Below are 18,185 nucleotides of genomic sequence, written 5' to 3'. Positions count from 1 at the left end.
CCCTAGCGGGTCGAGGCGGGGATCAGGATCTCGGCGCGCGCGACGGGCGGATCAGCCTTGTCGGTCAGGATGGCACGGCCCAGGCTGATGATCAGTCCGGCCGAGACGACGGCGCTGACCACGCCGATCGAGACCAGCCTGGCCCCTTCCATCCATTCCCGATTGTCCGGCCCCACGGCGTCCCCCGGTTAACCCTGTGACCAGCCAAAGCACGACGGGCGGGGGCAGGGCAAGCCTTGCCGAACGGGAGTCGTCAAAAAAGGCGGACCCCGCGAGGGATCCGCCTTGTTGTGTCAGGTCGGGTCGACCGATCAGCCGCGGAACGGACGGATCAGGATTTCGACGCGACGGTTCTGGGCGCGGCCCTGGGTGGTGTCATTCGACGCCACCGGCTGGCTCGAGCTGCGGCCTTCGATGTACAGGCGCTCGGGCATCACGCCGTTGCGGATCAGGGCGTTGGCGACCGACAGGGCGCGACGCTCGGACAGCGGCTGGTTGATGGCGTCGCCACCGGTCGAGTCGGTGTGGCCGATGATGTCGACGGTGCTGCGGTCATACTGTTGCAGCACAGCGGCCACGTCCTGCAGCACGGCATCGAACTGCGGCTCGATGTTCGACTGGTTGGTGGCGAAGGTCACGTCCGACGGCATGCGCAGGACCAGGTTGTCGCCCTGACGGACAACGCCCACGCCTGTGCCGGACAGTTGCTCTTCCATGGCGCGCTGCTGGCGGTCCATGTACTGGCCGACGGCCGCACCGGCCAGGGCGCCGACGCCCGCGCCGATCAGGGCGTTCTTGCGGCCCTGTTCGCCATCCGAGGTGTTGGTCAGATAGCCGAGCACGGCGCCGCCGAGCGCGCCGGCAATGGCACCGGTGCCGGTGTTGTTGCGACGCGGGGTCGAGCTGTACGGGTCCATGGTCGTGCAGGCCGCACCCCCCAGCAGAATGCCGATGGCGGCGCCGGTCATGAGAATCTTGTTGCGCATATGTCTCGTCCTGTTCCTTGGGCGTTAGGCCCGGTTAACGCGAGGCTTACGGTGAAGGTTCCGGCCTGTACCATGGATGAACGGAAAGGGCATAAGCGCGACAGTCGGTCGTTTGCCATCCGGGGGGCTCCGGGCGTATCAGCCTGTCCAGACCCTTCCTCGCCCGACGGACCCCTGCCGTGACCGCTCAGACCTCCTCCGCCTCATCGCTTTCCGATCGGGGCATCACCCCCGTCTCGATGACCCTGTACGACCAGGACTTCCAGGCCTTCGCCGATGCGCTCGGTGGATCGTTCGAGCGCTACGGCTTTGCCGTCATCGCCGACCACGGGCTGGAGCCGGCGGTGATCGACGGCGCCCTCAACGACGCCAAGACCTTCTTTGCCCTGCCCGAGGATGTGAAGCGGGCCTATCATGTGCCCGGCACGGGCGGCGCGCGGGGCCTGACGCCGTTCGGGGTCGAGGCGGCCAAGGGGGCGGCGGCGGTCGATCTCAAGGAGTTCTGGCACGTCGGCCGGGAGCTTCCGGAAGGCCATCCCTACCGCACCTTTATGCGCGACAACCTGTGGCCGACCGAGGTCGAGGGCTTCCGCCGGCATGTCTATGGTCTGTTCGAGGCCATGGACGCCCTGGGCGCGCGCATCCTGCGCGCCATCGCCCGGCACCTGGGCCTCGCGGACAGCTATTTCGAGGACAAGGTCGAGATGGGCAACAGCATCCTGCGCCTGCTGCACTATCCGCCGGTCGAGGGTGAACCCGCCGGTGTCCGCGCCGGGGCCCACGAGGACATCAATGTCATCACCCTGCTGCTGGGCGCCGAGGAAGCCGGCCTGCAGCTCAAGGAGAAGGACGGCAGCTGGCTGGACGTCGCTCCGCCGCCCGGCGCCCTGGTGGTCAATATCGGCGACATGCTGCAGCGGCTGACCAACCACGTCCTGCCGTCGACCAGCCACCGGGTGATCAATCCGTCACCCGAGCGCAGCCGCTATGCCCGCTATTCGATGCCGTTCTTCCTGCACTTCAATCCGGATTTCGTCATCGAGACCCTGCCGTCGACGGTCACGCCTGACAATCCGGACCGCTATGCGGACAAGTCCATCATGGCCGAGGACTTCCTGACCGAACGCCTCAGGGAAATCCGGCTGATCTGACCCGCGCTCAGGCAGCGAGCCGCCGCGCGGCGAGCGTTAGCGCGCCAACCCCGCGCTCAGGCAGCGAGCCGCCGCGCGGCGAGCGTTAGCGCGCCTGCGCCTACTCTATTTCGAGATCCTCAGTCGGGTGATGTCCCGTCCGATGGCCTTGAAGGCTTCCGACAGGTCCGCACCGCTGGCGGGCAGGAAGGCGGCCCCGGAGCTGGCACAGGCGTTCAGCACCTGGGCGCCGCGACCGCGTGAATCCAGCTGGAAGCCGACGGTGTAGACGATCACGCCCTGGGCCTTCATGGCCGTGCACAGGGCCACCGTCTGCTCGTATGGATCGCCATTGGTAGCATCACAGGCGATCTTGTCAGTCGCCGAGCCCGAGCCGGAGCCCGCGTCCTGGGCGATTACACCGGAGCAGTAGGGAGTGTTGAACTCGCCGTCGGTCATGATCACCACGGCCTTCAGCAGGTCCGGGTCGCGATAGGCGCCGGCCGCACTGCTCGGCCACAGCGAGTTGAAGTTCGGCGACACCGTATACCAGCCCCAGGCCGTGCCGATCTGGGCGGCCGTCGATCCGTCGGTGGAGAAGTCGTCAATGGCCGCCTTCAGGCCTGCACGATCACTGGACAGGGGGATGATTTGCGAGGACGGGCAGGAGTTCCCCGAGGTGCCGGAATAGTTGAACTGCACCCGGTTCGATCCGTTCGGCGTCACGTCCGTATACCGGTTGGCGCCCGTGCGTTCGGCCACGCAGTTCGAGCTGCGGAACCACTTCAGGCTGCCATAGGGGTTACGGAACACGCGCCACTCACAGCCGTACTGTCCGCACCACGACCGGCCGCCGTGGGTGAAGCTGCCGACCTGCGGGCCCGGAACGCCGATGGCGTATTTGGCCGGGTTCACGACCTGGACCTCATAGCCCGCGTTGTTGATCTGGGTCGCGCCACCGACATTGTCGATATAGACGGTGTCGCCGTCACTGAAGCCATGGTTGCCCGTGGTCGAGATCACGACCGAGCAGTCCCACTGCAGGCATTTGCGCACCCGGCCGTTCCGGCTGTAGCGGCTGTAGCCATCCGACGAACGGGTCCGCAGCGTGCTCCAGCCGTTGCCGTTCCAGTACTGCAGGGTGAAGGTATCGCTGCCCGTGCGAACGACGCGATATGGCTTGTCGTTGATCTGGTACATGCCGTCGACGTCGTCGATCCAGACATAGTCCCCCGTCGACAGGCCATGGCCCGAGGTCGTGCGCACCTCGCCCGTGCTCGAGCGCGTGATGTTCTCGATGTAGCTGGGCTGGCCCACCTGCCATTCGACATTGCTGATGCCCAGGTAGGAGGTCGGCGATCCGGTCGCCGAGTTATGGATGTCGCCCAGGTTCACACCCATCGAATAGGGCACCAGCGCGACCTTGGAATAATAGGGCGTCTGCATGTCCTGGACGACCATGGTGACCAGCTCCTTGGCCGCCACCTTCAGGTCGGCAATCCGGCTGCCGCTCATCGAGCCGGTCAGGTCCAGCACCAGCGAGACTTCGAGGTTCTTGGACGAGCGGTTGACCTCGGAATGGGCGCCGACCGGCAGATAGTCATCCATGAACTGGCCGTAGGGGGGCAGGAAGACATTGGCGACCAGCGTCTTCACATCGACCGAGCCCTTGGCCACCACCACCTGGTCCTCGTTCAGAACAAAGGTGGTCTTGTCCTCGCGCAGGACGACGTTGGGATAGTTGGACAGATTGGCGCGCAGGGCGTTCATGCCCACGCGCTGGATGTCGGCCGGCTGGGTGTAGGGCGACCGGGCCGCGGCCAGCGCCGAGGCGTCCAGCGCGTCCTGCAGGTTCACCCGCACGGTCGAGGCCCGGTGGATGTCCACGCCGCCGACCGTCATCAGCACCATGACGGGCAGGCTCAGCCCGAAGATCAGCGCCACATTCCCGCGGCGATCCCCGAAAAAGCCCTTCAGCCTGTCAACAATCCTGCGCATGCCGCTATCCCGACCTTGACCATAACGTGTGCGGGCACGGGCCCACACCTGCGGCGATCATGCCGCAGGCGGGGTTAAGGGAACGCCCAAGACGGACGGTTAACGGCGGCGCTTACCAGCCGCAGTCCTTGCCCTTGTTCTGCTCGGTCAGCCAGGCATCCAGTGGCGCGAAGTAGTCGGCAATGGCCGAGGCATCGCCCGTGCGCTGGCCGGTAAAGGCATACATGGCCTCGGGCCAGGGGCGGGACTGGCCCATCTCCATCATGGCGTTGAAGCGCTGGCCGACGGCCTCGTTGCCGTAGATCGAACAGCGGTGCAGCGGTCCGGTCCAGCCGATCTGCTCGCACGCCGCCCGGTGGAACTGGAACTGGTAGATGTGCGCCAGAAAGTAGCGCGTATACGGCGTATTCCCCGGGATATGGTATTTGGCGCCCGGGTCGAAGGCGTTGGCCGGACGGTCGCCCGGCGGCACCAGACCCTGGTACTTCAGCATATTGGCCGACCAGGCCTCGTTGTATTCGGCCGGCGAGGTCTCGCCCGAGAACACGTCCCAGCGCCACCGGTCGACCATCAGGCCGAACGGCAGGAAGGCGATCTTGTCCAGCGCCATCTTGAGCAGGAAGGGGATGTCCTCGTCCGTGCCCGGCACCTCGTCCAGCAGGCCGATCTGGTTCAGATAGGTCGGCGTCAGGGCCGACAGGCCGATGAAGTCACCGATCGCCTCGTGGAAGCCATCGTTCGCCCCGTTCTTGAACAGGAACGGCTGATCCTTGTAGGCGCGCTGATAGAAGTTGTGCCCCAGCTCGTGGTGCACGGTGTAAAAGTCCTCGGCATTGACCTGGGTGCACATCTTGATGCGCACGTCCTCGAGGTTGTCGATGTCCCAGGCCGAGGCGTGGCAGACAACCTCGCGGTCGCGCGGGCGGGTGATCTGGCTGCGTTCCCAGAAGGTCTCCGGCAGCGGCGCCATGCCCAGCGAGGTGTAGAAGCCCTCGCCGGTGCGCACCATCTTCTCGGCGTCGTAGCCTGCATCGACCAGCAGTTCGGTCATGTCATAGCTGGAGGTGCCGCCGGTCTTCGGCGCCACGACGTCATAGATATTGCCCCACTGCTGCGACCACATATTGCCCAGCAGGTCCGCGCGGATCGGCCCTTTGTCGGGCTGCACCAGATCGCCATAGCGCTCGTTCAGCCGCGAGCGCACATAGCAGTGCAGGTTCTCGTAGAAGGGCTTCACCTGATCCCACAGCCGGTCGGTCTCGGCGGCGAAGGCGTCCGGTTCCATGTCATAGCCCGAGCGCCACATGGCCCCGACGTCGTCAAAGCCCAGCTCGCGGGCCCCTTCGTTGGCGATGTTGACCATGCGCGTGTAGTCGTCGGCCATCACCGGCGAAATGGTCCGCCAGCCTTCGTACAGCGCCTTGGTCTCGGCCGGATCGCGGCTTTCGGCCAGAAGCTGGCTGGCCTCGTCCAGGGTGATCATCCGGCCCTGATATTCGAACTTGCCCGTTGCATAGGTGGAGTCCAGCCGTGTCGTGATCTCGGCCAGCTCGGTCGCGGCCCCCGGCTTGTTCGGCGCCGGCAGGACGATGCCCTGGGTCAGGATGTTCAGCTTCCGGCGGACGTCGAAGGGCACCTGGACATCGTTGAAGCGGGCCGCCTCATTAGCCAGCTTGACCGACAGCTCGGTGTACTGGGCGTTCGCCTGCGCCTCGAGCAACATGGTGTCGTGGGTGATGTTGGTCGCCCGAACCCAGGCCACGCGGCCCGCATATTCACTGGCTTCGGCCAGCTGCTTTTCGGCGTCGGCGACAAATGCTGTGGCCTCTGCGGCGGTCGGCGCCTGACCCGTCAGATTGGCCTCGGTCAGGGCGGGGGTGGATGCGCCGGCGCGGGCCGGCGAGTTGGTGACCTGCGGGGTGCCGCCGTCGCCTTCGGCCATGAAGCCCGGCATGCCGGCACAACCCGCCGCGCCTGCCATCAGGGCACACAGGGCTGCGGTCATCGTCAGGGTGCGTTTCATGGGGTCCTCCGCCTTGCACAAACCGGCTTGTTAACTGTCGCGCATCCGACGCTTCCGCGCCGCGCGCGTCAAGTCCGGCTCAGTCCAGCACGCAGCTCGCCAACCCGTCATTGCGGACCGTTCCCATGGCCGCCTGAACCCGCCGGGCGCGACCGCGCACATAGGGGCCGGGGCTGGAGGCATTGTAGCGGCGCGGGCTGGGCAGGACCGCCGCCAGACGCGCGGCCTCGCGCGCCGACAGGTCCCTGGCCGACTTGCCGAACCAGTGCTGGGCCGCCGCCTCCGCGCCATAGACGCCCGGCGCCCACTCGGCCACGTTCAGATAGACCTCGACGATGCGGCGCTTGGACCAGAAGGTCTCGATCAGCACCGTATAGCCGGCCTCCAGTCCCTTCCGGACCCAGCCACGCCCGGGCCAGAGAAACACGTTCTTGGCGGTCTGCTGGCTGAGGGTCGAGGCGCCGCGTACCTTGCCGCTGCCCCGCCGTTTTGCGCGCTCATTGGCCTTCATCGCCTCGTCGATGGCCTCGAAGTCAAAGCCGTCGTGGCTGCAGAAGCGCGCATCCTCCGAGGCGATCACCGCCTCAACCAGACGCGGCGAGATGTCGTTGAGACCGCGCCAGCGATAGTCGGCCGGATCGCCGGCGAACCCGCGCTCGACCATCAGCAGGGTCGTCAGCGGCGGCACCACCGCATGGGTCAGAACCGACCCGACCGGCAACAGGATGGCCAGGCCCAGCGCGATCAGCGTCACACCCAGACAGCCGATCCGCCGCTTTGGCTTTCCGGCTTTCAGATCGGGATCGGGCGGGGCTTCGGCCATACCGCATCATGAACAGCGCCGCTGGCTCAAGGCAAGCGGGCGAGGGCTACAGCTCGGCGATCCCGGCCTGACCGTCCTCGTCACCCCAGGCCAGGCGTTGGCCGTCGTCGCTCATCGCCAGCGCACAGATCGGCGCCCCGCGCTCGGCCTTGACGAAGGCCAGTCCCTGACCGGCCGGATCGGCCCACCAGACGCGCCCGTCGGCCAGACCGGCGGCCAACCGCCCCTGCTTCACGGCCGCCGCCACATGGACGACCACGGCGCCTTCTTCAAAGCCGATCTCGGAGGCTTCCTTGCCCATCGGCCCCTCCGACCCGACGAACGGCCACAGCACCACGCCCGCCGCGCCGGCCGTGGCCAGCAGCTTGCCGTTCGACAGGAAGGCCATGGACCGGATCTTGGCCGGATAGCCGCCCATGCGCAGGTTCCGCTGGTCCTTCAGCCGCCAGCCGTGCAGCTGGTTGTCCTGCATGGTCGTGATGACAAAGGCGCCGTCGGGCGACACCGCCACCCCCGTATGCGACCCGGCCCATTTCAGCAGGGCGGGCTGCTGCTCGGCGATCCGCGCATACCACAGGGCCACCCCGCCATAGGTCGAGGCGACCAGTCGCCGGCCCTTGGGATCGAACGCCAGCCCCGACACGGTCCGCTCATGGGTGAAGGTGCGTTTGAACGCGGCGTCCGACGGGTCGAGCACCGTCGCCACCTTGCCCGACGACCAGGCCACCAGACCGCTTTCAGGAGACGCCGCCACCGCATCGATCCAGCGGCCCTTCGCATCGGCCAGCGGTACCACCTCGTCCGGGCGCGACCAGACCAGCTTGCCGTCGTCTCCGCCGGTGATGACCCCCTGTCCGGACGGATGTCGCACGGCGCACAGAACGGCGCCGTCGTGCGCCTCGACGACCGTCCCGTCCTCGAACCGGATCGATCCGTCCCCCAGGGCAAACACGGCGCCCGAGGCGTCAAACAGGGCCGCCGTCGGCTGGGCGTCAAACGAGAGCTGGGTCACGCCTGCACCTCGCCGCAGCGGATCAGGCGCGAATTGCTGACGGCGGCCTGCCGGTGGACGACGGCCTCGCGGTATTCGGGATCGCGCAGCATTTCGAGGAAGGCGGCGCCGGTCGGATAGCGGGCGATGAAGGCGATGTCCCAGGCCTCGTCGCGCGGGCCGATCAGGGTCAGTTCGGGCACACCCGTCCAGATCTGTTTGCCGCCGGCCCGGGAAAAGGGCGCAGCCGCCTCGCGCCGGTATAGCTTGTAGGCCTCGGCGCCGGTGATCGTCTTGCCGGTCATGGCATGGGCGGCCGGATAAAGGGCCTGCGGGCGGAAGCGCACCAGATTGATCATCATCACCGGCCGGTCGTCCGGCAGGTCGCGGAAGGCGGCAATGGCGTCGCGGGCGGGGTCGACGTGTTCCATCACGCCGCGCAGGCCTCAAAGCCCTTGCGCAGGGCGGCCTCGTCCAGATCGCGGCCGATGAAGACCGCGCGGCTCCAGCGACGCTCGGCCTCGCCCCAGGGCTTCTGCAGCTCGCCCTCCAGGATCATGTGCACGGCCTGGAAGACCAGCCGCCGGTCCTCGCCCGCCACATCGATGATGCCCTTGGCCCGCAGGATGTTCTGACCCTGGGTCGCCAGCAGCTGGTCCAGCCACTGGGTGAAGACCTGGCCGTTCACCGGCCGGTCCAGCGACAGGGCGATGCCCTTGATGTCGTCCTCGTGCGCATGGCCCCGGGGGCCATGGTCGTGGTCGTGGTCGTGGTCGTGGCCGTGATGGTCGTGGCTGTGGTCATGGCCACAGTCCGCGTCGTGCACATGGCCCTCGGCGCCGTGCGGCGGATTGAGGAAGTCGGGCCGCACCTCATTGATCCGGCCCAGATCGAAGCCGTGCCGGTTCAGAATCTTGTCCAGCGGCACATCCGCCCGTTCGGCCCGGATGATCGGCGCCAGCGGGTTGAGGCCCCGCAGCCGCGCCTCGACGGTGGCCAGTTCGTCGGCACTCACCAGATCGGTCTTGTTCAGGATGATCTGATCGGCGAAGGCCACCTGCTCGCGCGCCTCCTTCGAGTCGTCGAGGCGGGCCATCACATGTTTGGCGTCGACCAGGGCGGTCACGCTGTCCAGCACGGTCTTTTCGCGCACATCGTCGTCGACGAAGAAGGTCTGGGCCACCGGGCCGGGGTCGGCCAGACCCGTGGTCTCGACGATGATGGCGTCGAACGCCGGCTTGCCGGGGCGCTGGCGCTTCATCAGCCCCTGCACCACGCGGATCAGGTCGCCGCGCACCGTGCAGCAGACGCAGCCGTTGTTCATCTCGAACACGTCCTCGTCGGCGCCGACGACCAGGTCGTTGTCGATGCCGATCTCGCCGAACTCGTTGACGATCACGGCATAGCGCTTGCCGTGGTCCCCGGTCAGGATGCGGTTCAGAAGCGTGGTCTTGCCGGCGCCGAGGTAGCCGGTCAGCACGGTCACGGGTGTCTTGTCGGTCATGGGCGCTAGATGGAGCGTCCGGCACGGAAAGAAAAGGCCCTCAGCACTGCGGACAGTCGTGCAGGGGCTCGCTCTCCAGCTGGATGGTCACGTGGTCGATGTTGAAGGTGTGGCGGGCCAGCGCCTGTACCTCGGCCAGCAGGGCCGCGGCGTCCGCCCGCTCGTGCACCAGATGGGCGGTCAGCGCCGCGTCGGTGGTCGACATGCCCCAGATGTGCAGGTCGTGCACGGCGGTCACTCCGGGCACCGCCAGCAGGCCTTCGCGCACCCGGTCGACGACAATCCCGGCGGGTGCCCCGTCCAGTGCAAGATTGACCGAGTCCTTCAGCAGCCCCCAGGTCGACCACAGGATCACCGCCACAATCACCAGGCTGAAGATCGGATCGACGACCGACCAGCCCGTCATCCAGATCAGACCGCCGGCCAGCACGACCCCGATCGACACCGCAGCATCGGCCATCATGTGCAGATAGGCGCCGCGCACATTCAGGTCCTTGTGCTGGTCCTTCAGGAACAGCAGCGCCGTGCCCAGATTGATCACGAAGCCGATGCCCGCCACCGCCATGATGATCCCCGAGGCGACGGGCTGGGGTTCCACGAACCGCTGCACGGCTTCCCAGCCGATCCAGCCGCAGGCCAGGATCAGCAGCAGGGCATTGGCCAGGGCGGCCAGCACCGTCCCCTTGCGATAGCCATAGGTCAGCGAGCCGCGCGCACTGCGTCGCGACAGCCAGGCCGCGCCGCCCGCCATCGCCAGGCCCAGCACATCCGACAGGTTGTGCCCCGCGTCGGCCATGAGGGCCGTCGAGCCGGCAAAGGCCCCCGCGCCGAACTCGATGATGACGAACAGCAGATTGACGCTGAGCCCCACGGCATAGCGCCAGTCACCGGTGTCGACCGGGCCGTGGTCGTGGCCATGCCGGTGCCCATGGCTGTGCCCGTGCCCATGCCCATGCGCGTGCTGGGGCTTTTCGGTGGAATCGTGCGCGTCGTGGGCCATCGCCAAACCCTAGTGCTGGTGCAGCACGACGAGAAGCCCCAGACCGATCAGGGCCAGACCCAGGATCGCGCCTTCATAGCGCGCCCAGCGCTCCAGCCGCAGGATCGAGGCTCCCGCACGGGCCAGCGTCGTGAACACCGCCATGCCCAGAACCGTCCCGACCGCCAGCACCAGGGTCAGCAGGCCCAGCACCATCAGCCCTTCCTCGGCCGACGACAGATAGAGCGGTAACAGCACCTCGCCGGGCGAGGCGGCCATCACCGCCACCAGTCCCCAGAAGGCCGCCGCCTGCGACACCGTCTGCTCGGGGGTCTCCAATTCCGGCCCCTGGGCGGGCAGGGGTTTTCGCACCGTGGCGCGCGCCAGATAGAACAGACCCATCACGAACAGCAGCCCGGCGGACAGCCAGGGCAGCAAGCCGGTCACCCACTGGTCCAGCGCCAGCCCGGCCATCACGATCAGGCCGCCGACGACCGCGGTCACCGCAATATGGGCCAGCCCTGCCGCCGTCACCGACGCCAGGGTGGTGCCGAGGTTCCAGCGTTGCGCCCGGCCGACCAGCACGAACGGCAGCCAGTGGGTGGGCAGGGCGGCATGCAGGAATGCCGTCACAAACCCGCCGACCAGCAGCGAGACGAGCAGGGAGGGTTGAAGGTCGGACGGCGCCATCGACACGTCCATAGCCTGTTACTTTATAACGGTCGAGAGGGGTTGTATCGATTCTGTCCCGGCGCGTACGCAGAGGGTCCGGAAAACGCATATGTCCGTTGACTCGCGCTCGCCCTTCCGTATATGTCGCCGCTCTTCGCCTGCGGGGGTCCCTCGCGGGCGCTTATCTTTATGCGTTCAGGCTTTGAGGCTTTCGATATGTACGCGGTAATCAAGACCGGCGGAAAACAATACCGGGTCCAACCGGGCGACGTGCTGGTCGTCGAAAAGCTGGACGGCGACGCCGGTTCGGACATCAGCTTCGGCGAAGTGCTGATGCTGGGCGGTGACAAGGGCGTGACCGTCGGGGCCCCGCTGATCGACGGTGCGACCGTCGCCGCGACCCTGATCGAGACCCGCAAGGGCGAGAAGGTCAAGATCTTCAAGAAGATCCGTCGTCAGGGCTACCGCCGTACCCGCGGTCACCGCCAGATGGAATCGGTCCTGCGCATCACCGGCATCGAAGGCGCCGGCGAGAAGGCCAGGTGGGACGGCGAAACCTCGCTGATGACCAAGGCCGAAATGAACCTGCGCGCCCGGGGCCTGGCCTCGCGCGATGCGGCTCCGGCCCAGGACGAGGCCCCCAGGGCCAAGGCCGCCCCGGCGAAGAAGGCTCCGGCCAGGAAGGCCGCCGCCCCCAAGGCTGAGGCCACGACGGACGAGGCTCCCAAGGCCAAGGCTCCGGCCAAGAAGGCCCCCGCCAAGAAGGCCGCGCCCAAGGCCGACAAGGAATAACGCTTTAGGTGCACCGCCCGGCGGTGTGCTAGAATGACAATCACGCGCTCAAGCAGTGAGGCTCCGCGAGCCGAGCGATAGCGCATCGAGGAAGTACGGAGCAGTCTCATGGCTCACAAAAAGTCCGGTGGTTCGTCGCGTAACGGTCGCGACTCCGAGTCCAAACGCCTCGGCGTGAAGAAATTTGGCGGCGAGCGCGTGCTGGCCGGCAACATCATCATTCGTCAGCGCGGGACCAAGTGGCACCCGGGCGACAACGTGGGCATGGGCCGTGACCACACCCTCTTCGCCCTTACCCAGGGCGCGGTGAAGTTCACCACCAAGGCCGGCGGCCGTTGTTACGTGTCCGTCCTTGCGGCCAACGACGACCAGGCAGTCGCCGCCGCCGCCGAGTAACACGACGCCCGACCCCGGATCGTGTTGCTCCTCCAGCAGCCGATCCGGACCAAGGGAAATATTCCGCGGGGAGTCTGGATCACCAGGCTCCCCGTTTTCGTTCCCCGCCTCGTGCCGCCCGAGCCCTCTCAAGGGGGCGGCAGAAAGACCGAGGCCTCGCCATGTGCGGAATCGAACCCCAGCCCGTCATAGAAACGCGGCGTCTGGCGCTGAGAGCGCCCCGTCCCGAGGACATCTCGCGCCTCGTCGCCCTGGCGAACGACCCCGACATCGCGCGCATGACCCTGCGCATGCCCACGCCCTACACGGCCCGGGACGCCGAGGCGTTCGTGGCGAGCGTCGCCGCGCAGGACCCGCGCACGGGCAGCACCTTCCTGATCGAGCATGAGGACCACGGCCCGGTGGGCGTGATCGGCCTGTTCGATGACGCGGATCCGGTGCCCGAGACGGGCTACTGGATCGGTCGGCCCTTCTGGGGGCGGGGCTACGCCACCGAGGCCCTGCAGGGCGCGCTCAGCTGGGCGCGCAGCCGCTGGCGCAAGCGGGCGCTGGTCGCGGGTCACTTCGTCGACAATCCGGCGTCGGGCCGGGTGCTGGAAAAGGCGGGCTTTCTGTACACGGGCGAGGTTCGTCCCGGCCTCAGTCGCGCGCGGGGCGGTCCGGTTGAGACGCGGCGGATGGTCTGGCTGGCCTGACGCCCGTCAGACCATCGGCGGCGGCATGAAGACCATCAGCAGCGCTACGGTGACCGCAGCGAGGGCCACGATAATGCCCAGCACAAAGGCCAGGGCCATGCGCGCGCGCCTGCGCCGCAGTCCGCCGCTCGGCACCGAGCGGACGATCACGAACGGGCGCCGGTCAAAGGCTTCCGAACCGGTGATATTGTGTCGGGACATGAACGCGCTCCCCTGACCGAACCAGGCACCCGGACGGGTACCAGGGCCCACAGACCTGTCGGCTGGGGCCAAAGGATGGCGAACGGCGGTTTATCTCGGGATCAGCCGCAGTAGACCAGGCGCCCGGAGTAGGCGCGGTAGTAGCCGCTGCGCGGATCATAGGACCGGTAGGTCCGGCTGCACCAGTCGATCCGGCGCGGATCGCGCCCCTGGCCATAGGCCGGTCCTCCCCCGCCATAGACCACGTCGGGCCGGCCATAGGCGCCGTAATAGGTGGTGGTGTCGCGGGAGTCGTAGCGGCCTCGGTACGACCGGTGCTCCGACCCGTAATAGGGCTGCGGACCCGCATAGCCGTAGCCATAGCCGTAATTGTAGCCGTAGCCGTAGCCATAGCCATAGCCGTCGTCATACCGGCGATGATCGCGCCGGTCATAGCTGCCATAGGAGCTGCGCCCCCGCTGGTCGCGCCACCGCGCGTCGCAGTCGCTGCGGTTGGCGTCCCAGAAGGCATCGCATCGATAGTCGCCCGGCCGGTCGCGCTGGGCCGCCACGCTCCAGTCCGAGCTGTACCGGGTCGTGTCCGAGCGGTAGCGCCGCTCGTAGCGGTAGGACGAGTCGCGGTCGTAGCGGTCCCGCCCATAGCTGTCCTGATAGCCATAGGGCGTCTGATAGCCATAGCCGTCGTAATAGCTGCTCTGGGCCATGGCGGCCGGAGCCGACAGGGCGACGAGGGCGCCCGCGGCGACCAGCATTCCCGGGAATTTCGACAGGCCGGCCATGGCGGGCTCCATTCGCTAGAGGGTGACGTCCACGCGCGCGCCGGCACGGGTACGGACACGCTGCATCATGACCACGCGCTCCTCGCCGCCGGCGCTGACCGGGGCAATGATGAACCACTCCCCGGCGGGCAGGGCGCTGAACTGGAAGCGGTTGTCGCTGCAGGTCGAGGACCGGACATAGGACCGGTAGTCGGCATTCGGGTCGGCCACGGTCCGGGCACGGACCACCGATTCCGGCAGGGCCGCGCGCTCGGTCGAGCCGTACAGATTGCGGAAGCGGGCGCGGGTGTAGGGGGTGACCGGCGTCAGGGCGACCGAGCCGGTGCAAGTGTAGCGGGTGCCGTTCTGGGCATAGGTGATGCGGCCATCGACGCCGGCGGTGCCGTTTCCGGCCGACCAGGCGAAGTCGGCGGCATTGAACGCGGTCGATTCGGTGACCGGCCCGGGCGTCGGGCCCATGGTGGGCGCGCAGGCTGCCGTTGCGGCCAGGGCAGCAACGGACAGGGCGAGGGCGGTGGGGCGCATCGACAGGGGCATTCTCAAGTCTTCCTTCCAGGCTCGGGCGATCGATCATACGACCGGATCGGCGTCACTGCCATGACGCCTAACGCACGCCCCAAGGTCAAGGTTGCGGGCGCCCGGCCTCTGGTCCAAAAGCGGCGACACAAGACCGCGATCCAAGCGGCCGGAGCGTCAGGGGCAAACCACGGATGACCGTCACCTTTCAGGATATCGAGGCCGCCCGCGACCGGATCCGCGGCCAGGTCGACCACACCCCCACGCGGCACTCCAGGCGCCTGTCCGAGCTGACCGGGGCCGAGGTCTGGGTCAAGTTCGACAATCTGCACTTCACCGGCAGCTTCAAGGAGCGCGGGGCGCTCAACCGGCTGATGCTGCTGGATGCGGATGAGCGGAAGCGCGGCGTCGTCGCCGCCTCGGCCGGAAACCATGCCCAGGCGCTGGCCTACCACGGGGGCCGGCTGGGCATCCCCGTGACCATCGTCGTGCCCGAAGGCACGCCCTTCGTGAAGATCGACGGCACCCGGCGCCACGGCGCCCGCGTGGTGATCGAGGGGGCCGACTTCACCGGCTCGACCGCCGAGGCCCACCGGCTACGCGACGAGGAAGGCTTCGTTTTCATCTCGGCCTTCGACGATGAGGGCATCGTCGCCGGACAGGGCGTCTGCGCCATGGAGTTCCTCGAGGACGCGCCGGACCTCGAGGAGATGATCATCCCGATCGGCGGCGGTGGCCTGATCGCCGGCTGTTCGATCGCGGCCGAGGCGATCCGGCCCGAGCTTCAGGTCCATGGCGTCGAGGCGGCCATGTACCCGTCCTTCACCGCCCGTCGGCGCGGCGAGACCCCGAAGTGCGGCGGGGCCACCATTGCCGAGGGCATCGCCATCAAGGCCGTCGGCGACATCCCCTTCGCCCTGGCTGATCCGCGGGTGAAGGAGGTCTTCGTCTGTCAGGAGGCCGAGTTCGAGAAGGCCGTCGCCTTCTATGCGACACTGGAAAAGACCGTGGCCGAGGGCGCGGGCGCGGGGGGCCTCGCCGCCCTGCTGGCCAATCCGGACCGCTTCAAGGGCCGCAAGGTCGGTCTGGTGCTGTGCGGGGGCAATATCGACGCGCGGATGCTGGCCGTGGTCCTGAACCGCGAAATGGTCCGCGAGCGGCGCCTGATCGTCTATCGCATCCTTGGCGACGACCGCCCCGGCATGCTGTCGGCCATGGCGGCGGTGATCGGGGGTCTGGGCGGCAATATCATCGACGTGGTCCACAACCGTCTGGCGCTCGACGTGCCGGCCAAGGGGGCCGAGTTCGACATCATGGTGGAAACCCGCGACTCGGCGCATGCCGATGACATCGCCAGCGCTTTGAAGGACAAGGGTTATGAACTTCGCATGGGTTAGGGTCGGGGCGCTGGCCGCCGCCCTTCTGGCGGTCGCCGCGTGCGGCAACGGGAATGCCGACGCTTCGGCGGATGCCGAGGCGCGGGCCGAGGCCGCCGCCTATTTCTTGAAATCGAATGCACGGGCCGAGGGCGTGAAAACGACCGAGAGCGGCCTGCAGTACAAGGTGCTCCAGTCCGGTCCGGCCGACGGCGTCCAGCCCGACTCCAATGACCTTATTCGCCTCGAATATGAGGGCAGCCTGACCAATGGCGATGTGTTCGACAGCTCGTTCGAACGCGGCATGCCGGTCGTCATGTCGCCCCAGAATCTGGTCCCCGGCTGGATCGAGGCCCTGCAGATGATGCGTCCGGGCGACGAGTGGATGCTCTATGTCCCGCCCGAGCTCGGCTATGGCGAGGAAGGCCGCCCCGGCATCCCGCCGAACTCTGTCCTGGTCTTCCGGGTCAAGATGCTGGCCGTCGCCCCGGCGCCGGGTGGTCACCGCGGTGTGGGCGAAGCCAACGGCTGATCAGGGCGCGTCTGGCGACAGACGCCCTACCGCCCAGCGGGCGGCGTCCGCAACCACCGGGTCCGGGTCCGAGGCAAGGTCGCGGGCCACGGGCAGCAGCTCCGGATCGCCGCTGTTGCCGATGGCGTAAAGCACATTACGGACGAACCGGTCGCGCCCGATCCGCTTGACCGGGCTCTTGCGAAAGCGCGCGCGGAACGTCGCGTCGTCCAGGGCCGCCAGCTCGGCCAGCGGCGGCGCGACCGCCTCGTCCCGCGCCGCCAGCCGGGCCTCGTTCGAGGCCCGGGCGAACTTGTTCCACGGACACACGGCCAGACAGTCGTCACAGCCATAGATGCGGCTGCCGGTCGCCTCCCGGAATTCCTCCGGCCAGGGCCCGGCGAACTCGATGGTCAGGTAGGACAGGCACCGCCGGGCATCCAGCTGGAAGGGCGCGGGAAAGGCCTGCGTCGGACAGGCATCCAGGCAGGCGGTGCAGGTACCGCAGTGCTCGCCCTCGGCCTCATCGACCGGCAGTTCGGCCGCCGACAGGATCACCCCCAGGAACAGCCAGTTGCCGTGCTGGCGTGACAGCAGATTGGTGTGCTTGCCCTGCCAGCCCAGACCCGCGCGCTGGGCCAGCGGCTTTTCCATCAGGGGGGCGGTGTCCACGAACACCTTCACGTCCTCGCCGGTCTGCGCCGCCACATAGCCGGCCAGGGTCTTCAGCCGCCCCTTGATCAGCTCGTGATAGTCGTCACCGCGCGCATAGACCGAGATATAACCCCGCGACCCGTCCTCCATCTCGATCAGGGGATTATGGTCGGGCCCATAGTTGAGGCCCAGCACGATGGCGGTCCGCGCCTGGTCCCACATGCCGGTAGGGTGCCGGCGGCGCTCCAGCGTCGTCTCCATCCAGCCCATCTCGCCGTGGCGACCGGCCTCGACGAAGCGGGCCAGCCGGTCTCCGGCCTCCCACGGCGCGTCCGCCGGGGCCAGTCGGCAGGCATCGAACCCCAGCGCCGAGGCGCGGGCGCGGATCTCCTCGACCAGGGTGTCGGATCGGGCGGCCATGGCCCCCGCCTTGCCGTGAATGGCTCTAGAAGTCGAGGTCGTCGTAGTGGGCGACCGGCGGCTGTCCCGGCAGGCGATCGGACAGCAGCGGCCGGAAGCACGGCCGGCACTTCATCCGCATGTACCAGTCCTTCAGCCCCGGCCAGGTCGCCCAGGCGATTTCGCCGAAATAGTCCAGCACTGACAGATGCGCTGCGGCGACCAGATCGGCCTGGCCCAGTCGGCGCCCCGCCAGCCAGTCGCGGGCCTGACACAGGGCCTCCAGCTCGACCAGATGGGCCTTCAGCGTCTCCCGCCCGGCCCGCAGCGCCCGCGCCTCGGGCGGGCCCAGTCGCAGCAGCGGCTTTTCCATCCGCTCGTGCAGCAGGATGGCCTGGACCTCATCGGTGAACTTTCGCTCGAACCAGCCGGTCAGGCGACGCGTCTCGGCCCGTTCGGCCGCATCCCGCGTGAACAGCAGCTTGCCCTCGGTCTGGTCGTCGACCCAGCCGAGGATGGCCGCGCTCTCGCACAGCACCAGATCATCGACCTTCAGCACCGGCGGCATGCCCGAGGGGTTGAGACCATGCAGCGGACAGTCGTCCTCCCACGGCTTTACCGGGGTCTCGCGCACGGCGATCTTTGCCTCGCCCAGCGCCAGACGCGCGCACCGCGATCCCGGATCGAAGGCGAAATGATACAGGACGGACTCGGCCATAGGGCCTCCATGCCCCAGCGGTCGTTAAGCGCGCGTTTACCG

At 67.8% G+C, this 18,185-nt stretch carries 21 protein-coding genes; 6 read left to right on the top strand and 15 right to left on the bottom strand.

Annotated features, from left to right (window positions below):
- Positions 1-2 precede the first annotated feature (2 nt).
- On the bottom strand, positions 3-176 hold the full coding sequence (locus J7346_RS01710) for a hypothetical protein (protein ID WP_209117107.1): 174 nt from the start codon (positions 174-176) through the stop codon (positions 3-5).
- A 135-nt stretch (positions 177-311) separates the two neighbouring features.
- Positions 312-986: an OmpA family protein gene (locus J7346_RS01705; protein WP_209117105.1), complete on the bottom strand. Its 675-nt coding sequence runs from the start codon at positions 984-986 to the stop codon at positions 312-314.
- A 239-nt stretch (positions 987-1,225) separates the two neighbouring features.
- Between J7346_RS01705 and J7346_RS01700 the strand changes: the two genes are divergently transcribed.
- On the top strand, positions 1,226-2,137 hold the full coding sequence (locus J7346_RS01700; RefSeq protein ID WP_209117342.1) for an isopenicillin N synthase family oxygenase: 912 nt from the start codon (positions 1,226-1,228) through the stop codon (positions 2,135-2,137).
- Between the two features lie 105 nt (positions 2,138-2,242).
- Here J7346_RS01700 and J7346_RS01695 read toward each other — a convergent pair whose 3' ends face one another.
- The 8 genes from J7346_RS01695 to J7346_RS01660 form a co-directional block, all read right to left on the bottom strand.
- Positions 2,243-4,114 (bottom strand): TadE/TadG family type IV pilus assembly protein, encoded by a 1,872-nt coding sequence (locus J7346_RS01695; protein WP_209117103.1) that lies wholly within the window; start codon positions 4,112-4,114, stop codon positions 2,243-2,245.
- A gap of 112 nt (positions 4,115-4,226) precedes the next feature.
- Positions 4,227-6,137, bottom strand: coding sequence for a M2 family metallopeptidase (locus J7346_RS01690; protein ID WP_209117101.1), 1,911 nt, complete (start codon positions 6,135-6,137; stop codon positions 4,227-4,229).
- Between the two features lie 79 nt (positions 6,138-6,216).
- Complete coding sequence (mtgA, locus tag J7346_RS01685; RefSeq protein WP_209117099.1) at positions 6,217-6,960, bottom strand: monofunctional biosynthetic peptidoglycan transglycosylase; 744 nt, start codon at positions 6,958-6,960, stop codon at positions 6,217-6,219.
- Positions 6,961-7,006: 46 nt separating this feature from the next.
- Positions 7,007-7,972: a WD40 repeat domain-containing protein gene (locus J7346_RS01680; protein WP_209117097.1), complete on the bottom strand. Its 966-nt coding sequence runs from the start codon at positions 7,970-7,972 to the stop codon at positions 7,007-7,009.
- Entirely contained in the window at positions 7,969-8,382 is a 414-nt protein-coding gene (locus tag J7346_RS01675) for a DUF1330 domain-containing protein (RefSeq protein ID WP_209117096.1), read from the bottom strand. The genes J7346_RS01680 and J7346_RS01675 overlap by 4 nt, the downstream gene beginning before the upstream one ends.
- Positions 8,382-9,455 carry a GTP-binding protein gene (locus tag J7346_RS01670; protein ID WP_209117094.1) on the bottom strand — a complete coding sequence of 358 codons (1,074 nt, stop codon included), beginning with the start codon at positions 9,453-9,455 and terminating at the stop codon, positions 8,382-8,384. The genes J7346_RS01675 and J7346_RS01670 overlap by 1 nt, the downstream gene beginning before the upstream one ends.
- A gap of 40 nt (positions 9,456-9,495) precedes the next feature.
- A complete protein-coding gene (locus J7346_RS01665) occupies positions 9,496-10,455 on the bottom strand; it encodes a cation diffusion facilitator family transporter (RefSeq protein ID WP_209117092.1) in 960 nt (319 codons plus the stop codon).
- Between the two features lie 9 nt (positions 10,456-10,464).
- Entirely contained in the window at positions 10,465-11,124 is a 660-nt protein-coding gene (locus J7346_RS01660; protein ID WP_209117090.1) for a hypothetical protein, read from the bottom strand.
- Between the two features lie 198 nt (positions 11,125-11,322).
- Between J7346_RS01660 and rplU the strand changes: the two genes are divergently transcribed.
- The 3 genes from rplU to J7346_RS01645 all read left to right on the top strand — a co-directional run bounded on the left by rplU (position 11,323) and on the right by J7346_RS01645 (position 12,989).
- Complete coding sequence (gene rplU / locus J7346_RS01655) at positions 11,323-11,898, top strand: 50S ribosomal protein L21 (protein ID WP_209117089.1); 576 nt, start codon at positions 11,323-11,325, stop codon at positions 11,896-11,898.
- 108 nt (positions 11,899-12,006) lie between these two features.
- The gene (gene rpmA / locus J7346_RS01650) at positions 12,007-12,294 is read left to right on the top strand and encodes a 50S ribosomal protein L27 (protein ID WP_209117087.1); all 288 of its coding nucleotides are present in this window, start codon (positions 12,007-12,009) and stop codon (positions 12,292-12,294) included.
- Positions 12,295-12,455: 161 nt separating this feature from the next.
- Positions 12,456-12,989, top strand: a complete 534-nt coding sequence (locus J7346_RS01645) for a GNAT family N-acetyltransferase (protein WP_209117085.1) — start codon at positions 12,456-12,458, stop codon at positions 12,987-12,989.
- A gap of 6 nt (positions 12,990-12,995) precedes the next feature.
- Here J7346_RS01645 and J7346_RS01640 read toward each other — a convergent pair whose 3' ends face one another.
- The 3 genes from J7346_RS01640 to J7346_RS01630 all read right to left on the bottom strand — a co-directional run bounded on the left by J7346_RS01640 (position 12,996) and on the right by J7346_RS01630 (position 14,506).
- Positions 12,996-13,190: a hypothetical protein gene (locus J7346_RS01640; RefSeq protein ID WP_209117084.1), complete on the bottom strand. Its 195-nt coding sequence runs from the start codon at positions 13,188-13,190 to the stop codon at positions 12,996-12,998.
- A 101-nt stretch (positions 13,191-13,291) separates the two neighbouring features.
- A complete protein-coding gene (locus J7346_RS01635) occupies positions 13,292-13,969 on the bottom strand; it encodes a hypothetical protein (protein ID WP_209117082.1) in 678 nt (225 codons plus the stop codon).
- Positions 13,970-13,984: 15 nt separating this feature from the next.
- Positions 13,985-14,506 carry a hypothetical protein gene (locus J7346_RS01630; RefSeq protein WP_245157546.1) on the bottom strand — a complete coding sequence of 174 codons (522 nt, stop codon included), beginning with the start codon at positions 14,504-14,506 and terminating at the stop codon, positions 13,985-13,987.
- A 173-nt stretch (positions 14,507-14,679) separates the two neighbouring features.
- Here J7346_RS01630 and J7346_RS01625 point away from each other — a divergent pair, with 173 nt between their 5' ends.
- Entirely contained in the window at positions 14,680-15,882 is a 1,203-nt protein-coding gene (locus tag J7346_RS01625) for a threonine ammonia-lyase (protein WP_209117080.1), read from the top strand.
- The gene (locus J7346_RS01620; RefSeq protein ID WP_209117079.1) at positions 15,863-16,393 is read left to right on the top strand and encodes an FKBP-type peptidyl-prolyl cis-trans isomerase; all 531 of its coding nucleotides are present in this window, start codon (positions 15,863-15,865) and stop codon (positions 16,391-16,393) included. The genes J7346_RS01625 and J7346_RS01620 overlap by 20 nt, the downstream gene beginning before the upstream one ends.
- Here J7346_RS01620 and queG read toward each other — a convergent pair whose 3' ends face one another.
- Together queG and J7346_RS01610 are read right to left on the bottom strand one after the other, a co-directional pair.
- Positions 16,394-17,446 carry a tRNA epoxyqueuosine(34) reductase QueG gene (gene queG / locus J7346_RS01615; RefSeq protein WP_209117077.1) on the bottom strand — a complete coding sequence of 351 codons (1,053 nt, stop codon included), beginning with the start codon at positions 17,444-17,446 and terminating at the stop codon, positions 16,394-16,396.
- A 25-nt stretch (positions 17,447-17,471) separates the two neighbouring features.
- Complete coding sequence (locus J7346_RS01610) at positions 17,472-18,143, bottom strand: glutathione S-transferase family protein (protein ID WP_209117075.1); 672 nt, start codon at positions 18,141-18,143, stop codon at positions 17,472-17,474.
- Between the last annotated feature and the right edge of the window lie 42 nt (positions 18,144-18,185).

Source organism: Brevundimonas sp. A19_0 (genome assembly GCF_017744255.1).
In the GTDB taxonomy this organism is placed as follows: Bacteria; Pseudomonadota; Alphaproteobacteria; order Caulobacterales; family Caulobacteraceae; genus Brevundimonas.
The sequence above is the reverse complement of the archived record's forward strand: the minus strand, read 5'-3'. Positions and strand labels throughout refer to the sequence as shown.